Below are 12,916 nucleotides of genomic sequence, written 5' to 3' on the forward strand. Positions count from 1 at the left end.
TCTCTCCCCTACCGCTCCCTGTCGTCTGAGGCAGGGAGCGGATTTTCTTCCAACGGGATTTTTCAGCCTTGGCCCACAACAATAATCATTATCTGACGGGCTTGATCGGCCGGGACATTCAAGGTTCGCTGTCGCCCTGGCTGCATGAGCAGGAAGCGGCCGCGCAGGACAAGACGCTGGTCTATCGCCTGTTCGATTTCGCCGCAGAAGGACTGGACGCAGACGATCTGGGCCGGGTGCTGGACGCTGCGCAATTGTGCGGATTTTCCGGCGTCAATGTGACGCACCCCTATAAGCAAGCGGTTATCGCCCATCTTGACGACCTGTCCGAACAGGCGGCGCAGATCGGCGCAGTCAACACCGTCGTCTTTCGCGATGGTCACCGTGTCGGCCATAATAGCGATATTTTCGGCTTTGCAGAAAATATGCGCACCGGCCTGCCGGGCGCTACGCTCGATCATGTGGTGCAAATGGGGTCCGGCGGGGCAGGGGCCGCCACCGCCCATGCGCTGATGAGCCTTGGCACCGGACAACTCATATTGTTTGATCCTGACGCAAGCCGCGCGCAAACGCTGTGCGCCGCGCTCAATACCATTTACGGCGCAGACCGCGCCATCGTCGGCACCGATCTGGCAGCGGCCGTGGATCAGGCCGACGGCATCGTCAACGCCACCCCGCTCGGCATGGCGGGCTATCCGGGCAGCGCCATCCCCGCCGACCTGCTCGACCCGCGCCTGTGGGTGACAGACATCGTCTATTTCCCGCTCGAAACGCAATTGTTGGCGGAAGCGCGCGCAGCTGGATGCCGCACACTCAACGGCAGCGGCATGACGATATTTCAGGCCGCTGGCGCGTTCGAACTGTTCACCCAGTTGAAAGCCGACGCCACCCGGATGCGCGCCAGCTTCCAGTCGGTGTCAGGCGGCTAATCCCAGCGCGCGGAGCAGCGCGCCGGAGTCCGGCTCCCGCCCCCGAAACGCGACGAAATTGTCGAGCGCCGGGCGCGATCCGCCGCGCGCCAGCACATGGTCGCGGAACCGCCCGCCCAGCACGACGCGATCCGCACCATCCTCGACAAAGGCTTCGAACGCATCGGCCGACAGCCGTTCCGCCCACAAATAGCTGTAATAGCCCGCCGCATAGCCGCCCGCGAAAATATGGCTGAACGCATGGGCGAAACGGTGCCACGCAGGCGGATGAATCACCGCCACGTCGCGCCGCACGCCCTCCAGCACCACCTGCGCCGACACGCCATCGCTCGTCTCGCTTTTCCCGTGGGCTGCCGCATGATGCAGCCGAAGGTCGAACAGCGCAAACTCCACTTGCCGCAACAGCGCCACCGCACCCATGAACCGCCGCGCGCCGAGCATCCGCCCGATCATCGCCTCGCTCAGTGGTGCGCCGCTTGTCTCATGCGCGGACACGGTGCGCAGCATCGCGGGTTCCCAGGCGAAATTCTCCAGAAACTGGCTGGGCAACTCGACTGCGTCCCACTCCACCCCGGAAATGCCGCCAACCGAAGGCACATCCACCTGCGTCAGCAGATGGTGCAGGCAATGGCCCATTTCATGAAACAGAGTCACCATTTCGGAATGGGCCAGATGCGCGGGCCGCTCCGCGCTGCCGCTGGCGGAATTGCACACCAGATAGGCGATCGGGATCTGGTTCTGCGCCTCATCGCGCAGGCGCGGGCGGCATACGTCCATCCATGCGCCGCCCCGCTTGCCGCTGCGCGCGAACAGGTCGCAATAAAGCGCTGCCACCGGCGCATCCTGCCCCGGTTGATGCAGCGTGAAATAACGCACATCCTCATGCCACACCGGCACCCCCGGCGTCGCGCGTATCTCCAGCCCGAACAGGTCGGTGACCAGCGAAAACAGCCCGTTCAGCACCCGCTCCAGCGGCAAATGCGCCCTGATTTCCGTCTCGTCCACGGCATGGACGGCACGCCGCATCTGCTCGGTCGTATAGGCAATGTCCCACGGCTCCAGCCGGTCTATGCCCAGATGTTCGCGCGCAAAATCGGTCAATTCGTGCAGTTCCTGCTCCGCCTTGGGCTTGGCCCGCTGCGCCAGGTCGACCAGGAAAGCGTCCACTTCCGCGCCATCGCGCGCCATCTTGGTCGACAGCGACAGCGCGACCGGATCGGCATAGCCCAGCATTGCCGCCGCGCCCTGCCGCAATCGCAGCAGATCGGCGATCCGCCCGCTATTGTCGAATTGACCCGCCTGCGGTCCCTGATCGGACGCCCGCGTGCCATAAGCTTCATAGACCGCCCGGCGCACCTCCCGGTCCTGCGCAAAGCCCGTCACCGCGCGCACCGACGGCGCGTGCAGGTCCACGACCCACCCTTCCAGCCCCTTGGCCGCTGCCGTCCGCGCCATTGCGTCCCGGTCACTGTCCGGCACGCCCGCCAGCTTGGCGGCATCGGTGATGTGCAGCGTCCAGGCTTCGGTCGCGTCCATCACCGCATTGGCGAACTCGGTCCCCAGCCGCCCCTGCTCCACGCTATTGGCCACAAAGGCCGCCCGCGCGTCATCCTCCAGCGCCACACCTGACAGGATGAAGCCCCGCAGCGTCAATTCCAGCGCGCGCGCTTCGGCCTCGCCCAGTCCCTCGGTCGGGATCGCCGCCAGCGCCTCATACAGCGCCCGGTCCTGGCCCACTTGCGCGAAATAGCTGTCGATCATCGGTTGCGCCGCGTCATGGGCGGCGCGCAATTCCGGGCTGTTGGCTACGCTGTTGAGGTGCGACACCGTCTGCCACACGCGCGACAGTGCCGCATCGGCCCGGTCCTTCGCCATGAAGATCGCGTCGAACCCCTGCGCCCCGGCGCATTGCCGCATGGCGTCGCGATGGGCCGCAATCGCCGCTTCCACGGCGGGCAGGACATGGGCGGGTTCGATCGCGCCGAAACGGGGGTGAAGCTGGGCGTCGAGCAGGGGGTTATGCATGGTCATGCCTGCTTCTTGGCACAGCACGCCGGGCTTGTGAACGATCTTCAACCGGCGAACAGGTCGCCCTGCCGCGCCCGTGCGCTGCCCCGTGGCGGCGGGGGAGGCGCACCTGTCAAAGCCCGCGCCCGCCCGGTCAGCGTATAGACGACCTGCCGCTGCGCCCCGCGATTAAGGTGATCGACGCGATAGCCCTGATAATGACGCTTGAGCAGCCCGGCCTTCACCAGTTCGGACGCCGCGCGGCTCAAATTCGTCTTGCCCGACGCGCGCACTCGCGTCCGCACTTCGTCCTGCACCACCATGTCGTCCGCCGCTGCGTCCCCGGTCAGCCGCTCGCCCTTGCGCAATTCCTCACGCACCCGCTCCACCAGCGCCATGCGGCGCGGATCGCGATGGCCCATCGGCGTCAGTGCATCGCACAGCCAGTCGCGCAGCGACACCAACCCGTCGCCCACCCGCACCAGCGGCCCCGCGCTGCCGTCAGGCTTTGCCACATCGGCAATCAACGTCAGCAGCATGAAGGCATAGCGGGGCCGGGAGCAGCAATGCGACAACTGGTCGAGCAACAGCGACAAATCGCTGCCGCCGGGAACATGGGAAGGAACGGGGGCATGAAACATATCGTGAATCAAGCACAGCCTGCACCCCATGTGAATCCCTAATTTCCGCCGAGTCGCATTTTGTCGCCCGTGACACTTCACCCGCTGGCAAAGTGTCACAGGGGAGCCTTTGCCAGGGGGCCGAGGCCGGCGGGCCTATCGCGCCAGTTTCAGATGCTTTGTGAAAAATCGCGCCATGACATCGAATGCCTCCCGCGATTCCGGCAAGGCGGGATCATAAAAGAAAGCATGGCCCAGCCCGTCCCAGACATGCAGGTCGGCATCGACCCCGGCCTTGACCAGTTCCTTGTGGCTGTTCACCGCCGCGCTCATCTCAAACGCGCGGGTGCCGGTGATCATCAGCGTCGCCGGAAATTGCGCCAGCATTTTTGGGTCCGTAACCGGCGACACCAATGGATCGGTCATGTCCGCCCCCTTGAAATAGGCGCGAACATCTTCCCGCTGCGCCAGCCCCTGAAACGGCCGCCCGAACGCCCGGCTGTCCCCGCCCCAACGTGCATCGGCCGACGCACAGAAAATCCCGATCGCAGCGGGCAGGGGCAGCGTGTCGCGGATCAGCGCCGCGATCGTTTCGGCGGTCAGCAATCCCCCGGCCGAACAGCCGAAAATCGCAATATCGTGCGGCTTATGCGTCTTGAGCAGTTCGCGATACACCCGCACCACATCCTGCGTTGCCGCCGGATAAACATGTTCGGGTGCCTGTCGATAAGTAATGCTGACTATCTCCACCCCGGCAAGGCCAGCCAGCGGGATGGACTCGACCATCCCCGTCCCCGGCGCGGCCCCCATGATGAATCCGCCACCCGGCAGGTTCAGCAAGATCTTGCCCCGGTTCGCCTTCACCACGCCGCCGCTCGGCGTTGCGCGAACGGCCGGTATGCCCGCAATCTGCTCTTCGCGCGTCGTCACCCTATACATCGCCTTCAACGCATCCAGACGCGGCGCCATGATCTGCGGCATCCGCGCCCGCAAAACACCGGCCTGCCCGGCGGCTACCGCGCGCATCATCGGTTCTTCTGGGTCATTGGGCGTGCGCGGCAACGCCTTCTTCGCGGCATCACTCAAATAGGGGGAGGGGGGCAGGCGAAAGGACGGCACGACCACCGTGCCATCCGGCTCGATCGTACCGGGGCCAGCCAGCGGTGGCGACACAGGCACCGTCTGCGCCAACGCAACGCCGGGCAGGGCGCAGGCCAGCAAGGGGGAAGTCATCAACGCCGCTAAAAACCGTCCACGCATGTCGCTCTCCTCATCAATTTATATTATGAAACATAATACGCAGAGTTGCGTCGCGACATGCAAGCGCGTTACACGACTCTATGTCCATCTCGCTGTCTACTTCGTCCGCCCTCGTCGACCCGCTGGACGCCCTGCTTGGCTATCATCTGCGCCGCACCACGACCGCCGCAACTGCTGCGCTGACCGACCTGCTGGCACCTTTGGGCGTCAATCCGGGCGAAGCGACGCTGCTGTTGTTTCTGGGTGCCAATCCCGGCTGCACCCAAAGCGACATTGGCCGCGCCCTGCGCGCGCAGCCCGCCAATCTCGTGCCGCTGATCAACAAACTCGCTTTGCTTTCCATGGTCGCCAAGCAACCGGGCAAGGGCCGCGCCATCACCCTGACGCTGACGCCGCAGGGGGAAAGCCTCCATGCCCAGGTCGCACAGGCCTTCGCCCGCCACGAAGCCATGATCGCCCGCTCCATTCCCGCCGATCGCCGCGAAGAATTGCTCGCCCTGCTGCGCGCTATCTGCCGCGACGCCTGCCACCCGGATTAGCCGGCGTCCGGTTCCACCCATGTCGTGGTCAGCGCGCGGGGCGACAGATATTTGGTCGTCGTCCACCCGCCATCCACCACGATCGTCTGCCCGTTAATGAACCCCGCGCCGGGCGAACACAGGAACGCGATGGTGCTGGCAATATCCTCCACTTCGCCCAGGCGCGGGAAGGGCGTCGTCTCGACATTCACCCGCTTGAACATCTCATCGTCGAAGCGGTGCCGCACCATGTCGGTCATGGTCACGCCCGGCGCGACGCAATTGGCGCGAATACCGCGCGGGCCATAATCGCACGCGATATGCTGGGTCAGCGCGCCCAGCCCGCCCTTGGCCGCCGAATAGGCGCCGCCGCGCCGCCCGCCGATCATCGCATAGGTCGAACTGACATTCACGATGCCGCATCCCTCGCCCATATGGCCGATCACTTCGCGGCACAGCCGGAACGGCGCGCGCAGCATCAGCCCCAGAAAATAGTCGAGCGTTTCGTCGTCCGTCTCATGCAATGGCTTGGGGCTTCCCGCGCCTGCATTATTGACCAGAAAGTCGATCCGCCCGAACCGTTCCAGCGTCAGCGCCACGATCCGCGCCGGGGCATCATCGGCGGTAATATCCACCGACAGCGTCGCCACCCGCGCCGGGTCGCCAATCGCCTGCTCCAGCGTCGCCAGCTTATCCGCATCCCGGCCCACGCCCACGACTGCCATGCCCGCCTCGGCCAGCATCTTGGCCGTCGCCAGCCCGATGCCGCTGCCCGCCCCGGTGATGATCGCAACCTGCATCCTGCGTCCTTTTCCTTGTCTCTGGCCTCCGTCATATCGCCGTTCCGCCCCCGCCGCGAACCGCCGGAGCGATGCCTGTCCCGCCCGCCTTGAACCTACGCGGGGGAGCGTTCACCCACGACGCAAAGAAGGAGCATCGCCATGGCAGACTATCGTTTTGACGATCGGGTAGCGGTCATCACCGGGGCGGGCAGGGGGCTGGGCCGCGCCTATGCCTTGCTGCTGGCCGCGCGCGGCGCGAAGCTGATCGTCAACGATCCGGGCGGCGCGATCCGGGGCGAGGGCGGCGACGCTGGCCCGGCTGCCGATGTCGTGGCGGAAATCCGGGCGCTGGGTGGGGAGGCCGTCGCCTGCACCGAATCGGTCGCCACGCCAGAAGGGGGCCGAGCCATCATCGCCTGCGCGCTCGACCATTATGGCCGGGTCGACGCGCTGATCCACAATGCAGGCAATGTCCGCTACGGGTCGATGCAGGAACTCAGTCAGGAGGATTTCGACGCCGTCCTCGACGTCCATCTGCGCGGTGCCTTCCACGTCGCCCGACCCGCCTTCCCGCTCATGTGTCAGGCTGGCTATGGCCGCATCATCCTGACCTCCTCGATCGGCGGCCTTTATGGCAATGAAAATTGCGTCAATTACGGCATGTCCAAATCGGGCATGATCGGCCTCAACAATGTGCTGGCGCTCGAGGGGGAGGCGCATGGCGTCCGCTCCAACATCATCGTGCCGGGGGCCGTCACTCGCATGGCCGAAGGGATCGACGTGTCCGCTTACCCGCCGATGGGACCGGAACTGGTCGCGCCGGTGGTCGGCTGGCTGGCGCATGAAAGCTGTTCGATCACGGGCCAGATGCTGGCGTCCATGGCCGGGCGTGTCGCCCGCATGTTCATCACCGAAAGCCGGGGCGTCTATCAACCCGACTGGTCGATCGAGGATGTCGGCAGCCGTATCGACGCGATCATGGACAGCAGCGATCCGGTGACATTCGGCCTGCACGGCCATGTCGATCATATCCGCTACAGCTTCGAACGCGCCGTCGCGGGAGCTTAGCTCATAGCGTCACGCCCCGCTTCCAGATCGCGATCGACCGTTCCTCATTCACTTCGTTGCGCGCGGGCCGCCCCGACGCAATGGCGATCACCGTGTCGAGCAGATCGTTGGTCGCGGCGTCCATGCCCTTGTCCAGCACGGTGCCGCCATCAAAGTCGATCCAGCCCGGCTTGGCGCTGGCCAGCGCGCTGTTCGACGCGATCTTGACGGTCGGCACCGGGCTGCCCAGCGGCGTGCCGCGCCCGGTGGAAAACAGCGTCAACGTTGCCCCAGCGGCGGCCAGCGCAGTGGTCGACACAGCGTCATTGCCCGGCCCTTCCAGCACGGTCAGCCCCGCGCCGCTTGCCCGCCCGGCATAGGGAATGACGCCCGTCACCGGCACATGCCCGGCCTTCTGCACCGCGCCCAGCGACTTTTCCTCCAGCGTGGTGATGCCGCCCTTGATATTGCCGGGGCTGGGATTTTCCGACACCGGCTCGCCATGGGCGACGAAATAATCCTTGAAACGATGAACCAGCCCGACCAGCGCATCGAACGTCGGTTCATCGACACATCGGTCCATCAATATCTGTTCCGCGCCGAATATTTCGGGAATTTCGGTCAGCAGCACGCTGCCCCCCGCTGCCCCCACCGCATCGGCCATCCGCCCGATCAGCGGATTGGCGGTCAGCCCCGACAGGCCATCGGACCCGCCGCACTTGACCCCCAGTCGCAGCGCCGACAACGGCACCGGCTGGCGGCGATCCTGCCCGGCAATGGCCGCTAGTTCCGCAATCGCTACCAGCCCTTCCGCCATCTCGTCATAGGACGCCTGCGCGCCCAGCGTGCGGATACGGTCGCGCCGTTCCATCGGAATTCGATCCAGCATCAACGCCATCTGGTTGGATTCGCACCCCAGCCCCAGCAACAGCACGCCGCCCGCATTGGGATGCTGCGCCAGCGCCGCCAAGATCCCGGTCGTCCCGCTCAAATCGTCGCTCAGTTGCGAACAGCCTAGAGGATGCGGAAAGGCATGGATGCCATCGATGCCGGGCGGCAGGTCGCGCCCCGCCTGCGCCGCCAGTCGCTCCGCCGTGCGCCCGACGCAACCGACTGTCGGGATGATCCATATCTCGTTGCGCGTGCCGACCGAACCATCGGCGCGGACATAGCCGTCGAACTGCCGCTCATTCGCCTGCACGTCCGCCATCGGGGCAGGGCGCGCATAGCGATAGGCGTTCCCGGTGCCGAGCGCGGTATGGACATTATGGCTATGCACATGCTCGCCAACCGCGATCGGTGCCGTCGCCACGCCAAAGGCAAAGCCATAGCGCAGCGCCGGGTCCCCCGCTGTCACGGCCCGCACCGCCAGCTTGTGACCCTGCGGAATATCCTGCGTCAAAAGGATATGCCGCCCGCCAACGTCAACCTGGCTCCCGGCGGCGAGCGGCACCATGGCAACGGCCACGCTGTCGTCGGGATGGACCAGAAGGATAGAAGGCAAGGGCGTCATGACAATCAGCGTTCCGTATCGACGACGCTGACCCGCTCCAGACGCGGGGACAGCAAATGGACGGCAGCCAGTGCCACGAAATAGGCGCTGCCCGCGACTGCGAACAGCGGCGTGTAGCTGCCGATGCTGTCCAGCACATAGCCTGCATATTTGGCCATGACCATGCCACCGATCGCGCCGACCGTGCCGCCGATCCCGACCACGGAACCAACCGCACCGCGCGGAAACAGGTCGGACGGCAGGGTATAGAGATTGGCCGAAAACGCCTGATGCGCTGCCGTCGCAATACCGATGACCAGTACCGCCAACCACAGATTGTCGATCGACTGAGCAAAGAAGATCGGCAGCACGGCGCAGGCGCATAGCAGCATCGTCAGCTTGCGCGCGGCATTGACGCTCTTGCCCGCCTTCATCAATCGACCCGACATCCAGCCGCCAAAGACGCTGCCGCCATCCGACAGCAAATAGATCGCCACCAGCGGCGGGCCGAAGCTGATCAGGTCAAGGCCATAGCGCGTCCCCAGATAACCGGGCAGCCAGAAGAGGAAGAACCACCAGATCGGGTCGATGCAGAATTTGCCGATCGCGTATGCCCATGTCTCCTTGATGGTGACCAGCTTGCCCCAGCCGATCGGTTCGACCGGATCGGCCGGATCCTGCCGGATATAGGCAAGTTCCTCCTGGGTGACTTTAGGATGCTGGTCGGGACGGCGGTAGAAGACCAGCCAGGCGATCAGCCAGACGATCCCGAAAATGCCCGTCGCGTAGAATGCAACGCGCCAGCCATAGGCAACCGTCAGCCATGGCACGAGCAAGGGGGTGATGATCGCGCCGATATTGGCCCCGGCATTGAACAGGCCAATGGCAAAGGCGCGTTCCTTTTGCGGAAACCACTCCGTCACGGCCTTGATACCCGCCGGGAAATTGCCGGACTCGCCGACGCCCAGCCCGAAACGGGCCATGGCGAACTGGGTGACGCTATGCACCCCGCCATGCGCCATATGGGCGATGGTCCAGACGACCACTGCAATCGCATAACCAAAACGCGCACCGATGAGATCGACGACCCGGCCAAAACCCAGATAGCCGATCGCATAAGCCGCCTGGAACCAGAAGACGATATTGGCGAAGTCGGTTTCCGACCATTGCATTTCGGCCGACAAAGTGGGCTTCAACACGCCGATCATCTGCCGGTCGATATAGTTGATCGCCGTCGCTGCGAACAGCAACGCCACCACGACCCAGCGATAACGCCCGACTGGCGGACCCTGCACCCCTGCTGCGTTCATCATCCTGCTTCCTCGTCCTAAGGGCTGTCCGCTTGTTTTTTAGCGCGGCTTCTGTGCTTCGATCGTGCAATTGAGCGTGCCGAACGGACCGAAATCCGTCTCCACCGCCTGACCGGGCCGGACCGGGTGAACCCCGGTTACGGCCCCGGTAGATATCCACCATCCCGCTTCGATCGCAATGCCGCGCGCGATCAGATTTTCCAGCAGGAAAGCCACGGACCCTATGGCCCCGCGATTGAACGCGGCAGCGGTGCCGGCACCAACCGTTTCGCCATCTATCCGCGTGGTCACGACTTGGTCGGCATAGGCGCCGCTGCGCCAATCGGTCACGGCTGGGCCGACGAGCAGGCCATTATTATTGCCGAAATCGGAAATGGTCACTGCCGGACCATTGCCATTGATCCCGACGAAGGGCGAACTGGCGATCTCGATGCCGATATGCACCGCGTCGATATGGTCGGCGGCCTCTTCCAGCGTGAAATGCGTCTGGCCGGGCGCGGGAACGGTACCGATGCGGAACAGAAACTCCGCCTCCACTGCGCCAAAACCCTCGGCAAAGACCAATCCTGCCGTATCGCCATCCACTGTCGTGACGGTCGATGCAAAGATCGGCCCGGCCAGCCGGTCGCAACCAAATTTATCGGCCAAAGCGCCCAATATGCGTCCGACTTTCCAACCCGCCACAGGCTCCGTCATCCGCGCCAGTGCAGCGGCCTGAATGGCATAGCCTTCGTCCAGCGTGGCGGGCAAATTGCCGGGATAATCGACCAGCCCTTGCGCAGCCTGCCGCGCGGCCACGAAATGCTCCGCCGTCACATCGACCATGCTGCCTGCGCTCACTGCGAAATCCTTTCGATCCTCATTATCCCCGATCGGTAATGGAAACCGGTGTCATTGACAAGCCACATCGCGTCCACGGCGACTGGCGGCGTCGGCAAAGCGCGCTATAAGGCAGCATGGCAAAGCAAAAACAGGATGAGGGTCAGACGCCCAAGCTGACGATCAACGACATCGCCAGCATGGCGGGCGTGTCGAAAAAAACGGTCAGCCGCGTCATCAACCGCTCCCCCCTGCTCAACCGGGAAACGCGGGACAAGGTGGAAGCGATCATTCGGGAAACCGGCTATGTCCCCAATCCGCAAGCGCGCGCGCTGGCGCTGGGGCGCAATTTCCTGATCGGCCTTGTCTATGACAATCCCAATGCGCAGATGATCCTGTCGATGCAACGCGGCATATTGGAAGCGTTGCACGGCACCGAATTTGAACTGGTGATTCGCCCGGTTGATCGCGGGTCTAACCAGGTGATGGATGACATTCGCAGCTTCGTGTCGCGCCAGCGGCTGTTCGGCGTAGTCATTTTGCCGCCCATGTCGGAAAATGACGCGCTGGCGCGGATGCTGGACGAACAGGGGTGTCGTTATGTCCGTATGGGGTCCGCCGTGCTGGACGACCCGGAACATATGGTCGCGTCCAACGACAAGGAAGCGGTGGCCGAAGCGGTGCGCTACCTCATTGCGCAGGGGCATCGCCGCATCGGCCTGATCGCCGGGCCGCACGGTTTTCGGTCGGCGCAGGAACGGCGCGAAGGTTTTGAGCTGGCCCTGGCCGAAGCGGGGATCAGCCTGCCGCGCAGCCTGATCGCGGATGGGCAATATACGTTCGAATCGGGCCAGTCCGCCTCGGAAAGCCTGTTCGACCTGTCGCCGCGTCCGACCGCGATCTTTGCCAGCAATGACGAAATGGCGGCAGGCGTTCTCTACGCCGCGCGATTGCGGGGCATCGCCGTGCCGGAGGAACTGTCGATCATCGGGTTCGATGACACCCCGCTTACTACCCGCGTCTGGCCCCCGCTCAGCACCGTGCGCTGGCCGATCGTCGCGATGGGCCGGGCCGCCGCGCTCAAACTGATCGGCACCGCCATCGGCGAAGGTTCCGAAGTGCATGAACCCTCGATGTTCAGCTCCACATTGATACGTCGCGCATCGGTTGCACCACCTGCCATATCCTGATAGACCGCCCATCATGACACCGGTGTCCAATAGGACGCTTTCGATAGACAAAGGACGAGGGGCCGACATGTTCGACAAGACCTATTACGCGACGCACCCCGACATGATGGAATGTGTGAGCAATGATGAGTTGCGCGATCGCTATCTGATCGGCGGGCTGTTCCGCGACGGCGAGTGCGTGCTGAACTACACCCATGCCGAACGCTTCGTCATCGGCGGCGTTGCGGTGGTGGACGCGCCGGTTGCGCTGCCTGCCCAGAGCGAACCGGCCTCCGCTGCGGGCCACCCCTTCCTCGAACGGCGCGAACTGGCGATCGTCAATGTGTCCGGCGTCACCGGCACCGTCACCGTCGATGGCGAAGCCTTCACGCTGGGCAACAAGGATTGCCTCTACGTCACCATGGGCGCGAAGGATGTGGTCTTTTCCGGCGCAGGCGCGCGCTTCTATCTCGCCTCCTGCCCCGCGCACAAGGCGTTCACCACCCGCCTCATCTCGCTGGCCGACGCGACCACGCTGGAACGCGGCTCCCTCGAAGAATCCAACGAACGCACCATTTTCCAGCTGGTCATCCCCGGCATTTGCGACAGCGCGCAGCTGGTCATGGGCCTCACCGTCCTGAAGCCCGGCAGCGTGTGGAACACCATGCCGCCCCACATCCACGAGCGGCGCAGCGAAATCTATTTCTACTTCGAACTGGATGGTCCCGCCGACCGCGTCTTCCACTATATGGGCGAAGGCGACGCGATGCGCCACATCGTCATGGCCAATGAGGAAGCGGTCATCTCGCCCCCATGGTCGATCCATATGGGGTCCGGCACCAAAGCCTATGCCTTCATCTGGGCAATGGCGGGCGAGAACCAGGACTATACCGATATGAACGTGCTGGACATCTGCCAGCTGGCCTGACCGAGCCTTCTCCCCTCCCGTCTGCGGGAGGGGCC

The 12,916-nt window shown here is 64.3% G+C and carries 12 protein-coding genes; 5 read left to right on the forward strand and 7 right to left on the reverse strand.

The annotated features are described in order from the left end of the window. The first annotated feature begins 68 nt into the window (after nucleotides 1-68). Entirely contained in the window at nucleotides 69-929 is an 861-nt protein-coding gene (locus SPBM01_RS15545) for a shikimate dehydrogenase (protein ID WP_188062523.1), read from the forward strand. On the opposite strand, the gene SPBM01_RS15550 is transcribed toward SPBM01_RS15545, so the two are convergent. The 3 genes from SPBM01_RS15550 to SPBM01_RS15560 all read right to left on the reverse strand — a co-directional run bounded on the left by SPBM01_RS15550 (nucleotide 918) and on the right by SPBM01_RS15560 (nucleotide 4,816). Continuing rightward, a complete protein-coding gene (locus SPBM01_RS15550) occupies nucleotides 918-2,960 on the reverse strand; it encodes a M3 family metallopeptidase (RefSeq protein WP_188062524.1) in 2,043 nt (680 codons plus the stop codon). The genes SPBM01_RS15545 and SPBM01_RS15550 overlap by 12 nt on opposite strands. A 41-nt stretch (nucleotides 2,961-3,001) precedes the next feature. Further along, nucleotides 3,002-3,577: a hypothetical protein gene (locus tag SPBM01_RS15555; protein WP_188062525.1), complete on the reverse strand. Its 576-nt coding sequence runs from the start codon at nucleotides 3,575-3,577 to the stop codon at nucleotides 3,002-3,004. 135 nt (nucleotides 3,578-3,712) lie between these two features. Continuing rightward, the gene (locus SPBM01_RS15560; protein WP_262504208.1) at nucleotides 3,713-4,816 is read right to left on the reverse strand and encodes an alpha/beta hydrolase; all 1,104 of its coding nucleotides are present in this window, start codon (nucleotides 4,814-4,816) and stop codon (nucleotides 3,713-3,715) included. Between the two features lie 80 nt (nucleotides 4,817-4,896). Between SPBM01_RS15560 and SPBM01_RS15565 the strand changes: the two genes are divergently transcribed. Beyond that, nucleotides 4,897-5,355, forward strand: coding sequence for a MarR family winged helix-turn-helix transcriptional regulator (locus tag SPBM01_RS15565; protein ID WP_262504209.1), 459 nt, complete (start codon nucleotides 4,897-4,899; stop codon nucleotides 5,353-5,355). Here SPBM01_RS15565 and SPBM01_RS15570 read toward each other — a convergent pair. Further along, nucleotides 5,352-6,134, reverse strand: coding sequence for an SDR family NAD(P)-dependent oxidoreductase (locus SPBM01_RS15570; RefSeq protein ID WP_188062526.1), 783 nt, complete (start codon nucleotides 6,132-6,134; stop codon nucleotides 5,352-5,354). The genes SPBM01_RS15565 and SPBM01_RS15570 overlap by 4 nt on opposite strands. 141 nt (nucleotides 6,135-6,275) lie before the next feature. On the opposite strand from SPBM01_RS15570, the gene SPBM01_RS15575 reads away from it, so the two are divergent. Then, nucleotides 6,276-7,184, forward strand: a complete 909-nt coding sequence (locus SPBM01_RS15575) for an SDR family NAD(P)-dependent oxidoreductase (RefSeq protein WP_188062527.1) — start codon at nucleotides 6,276-6,278, stop codon at nucleotides 7,182-7,184. A 1-nt stretch (nucleotide 7,185) separates the two neighbouring features. Here SPBM01_RS15575 and SPBM01_RS15580 read toward each other — a convergent pair whose 3' ends face one another. From SPBM01_RS15580 to SPBM01_RS15590, 3 genes are read right to left on the reverse strand one after another with little or no spacing between them, the layout of a single operon-like run. Next, the gene (locus SPBM01_RS15580) at nucleotides 7,186-8,676 is read right to left on the reverse strand and encodes a UxaA family hydrolase (protein WP_188062528.1); all 1,491 of its coding nucleotides are present in this window, start codon (nucleotides 8,674-8,676) and stop codon (nucleotides 7,186-7,188) included. Nucleotides 8,677-8,681: 5 nt separating this feature from the next. Beyond that, nucleotides 8,682-9,965 (reverse strand): MFS transporter, encoded by a 1,284-nt coding sequence (locus SPBM01_RS15585; protein ID WP_188065756.1) that lies wholly within the window; start codon nucleotides 9,963-9,965, stop codon nucleotides 8,682-8,684. Between the two features lie 39 nt (nucleotides 9,966-10,004). Then, nucleotides 10,005-10,805, reverse strand: a complete 801-nt coding sequence (locus SPBM01_RS15590) for a 2-keto-4-pentenoate hydratase (protein ID WP_410483003.1) — start codon at nucleotides 10,803-10,805, stop codon at nucleotides 10,005-10,007. Nucleotides 10,806-10,921: 116 nt separating this feature from the next. Between SPBM01_RS15590 and SPBM01_RS15595 the strand changes: the two genes are divergently transcribed. Continuing rightward, on the forward strand, nucleotides 10,922-11,974 hold the full coding sequence (locus SPBM01_RS15595) for a LacI family DNA-binding transcriptional regulator (protein ID WP_188062529.1): 1,053 nt from the start codon (nucleotides 10,922-10,924) through the stop codon (nucleotides 11,972-11,974). A 67-nt stretch (nucleotides 11,975-12,041) separates the two neighbouring features. Then, the gene (gene kduI, locus SPBM01_RS15600; RefSeq protein WP_188062530.1) at nucleotides 12,042-12,881 is read left to right on the forward strand and encodes a 5-dehydro-4-deoxy-D-glucuronate isomerase; all 840 of its coding nucleotides are present in this window, start codon (nucleotides 12,042-12,044) and stop codon (nucleotides 12,879-12,881) included. Nucleotides 12,882-12,916 lie beyond the last annotated feature (35 nt).

Source organism: Sphingobium sp. KCTC 72723, assembly GCF_014280435.1.
Classification (GTDB): domain Bacteria; phylum Pseudomonadota; class Alphaproteobacteria; order Sphingomonadales; family Sphingomonadaceae; genus Sphingobium.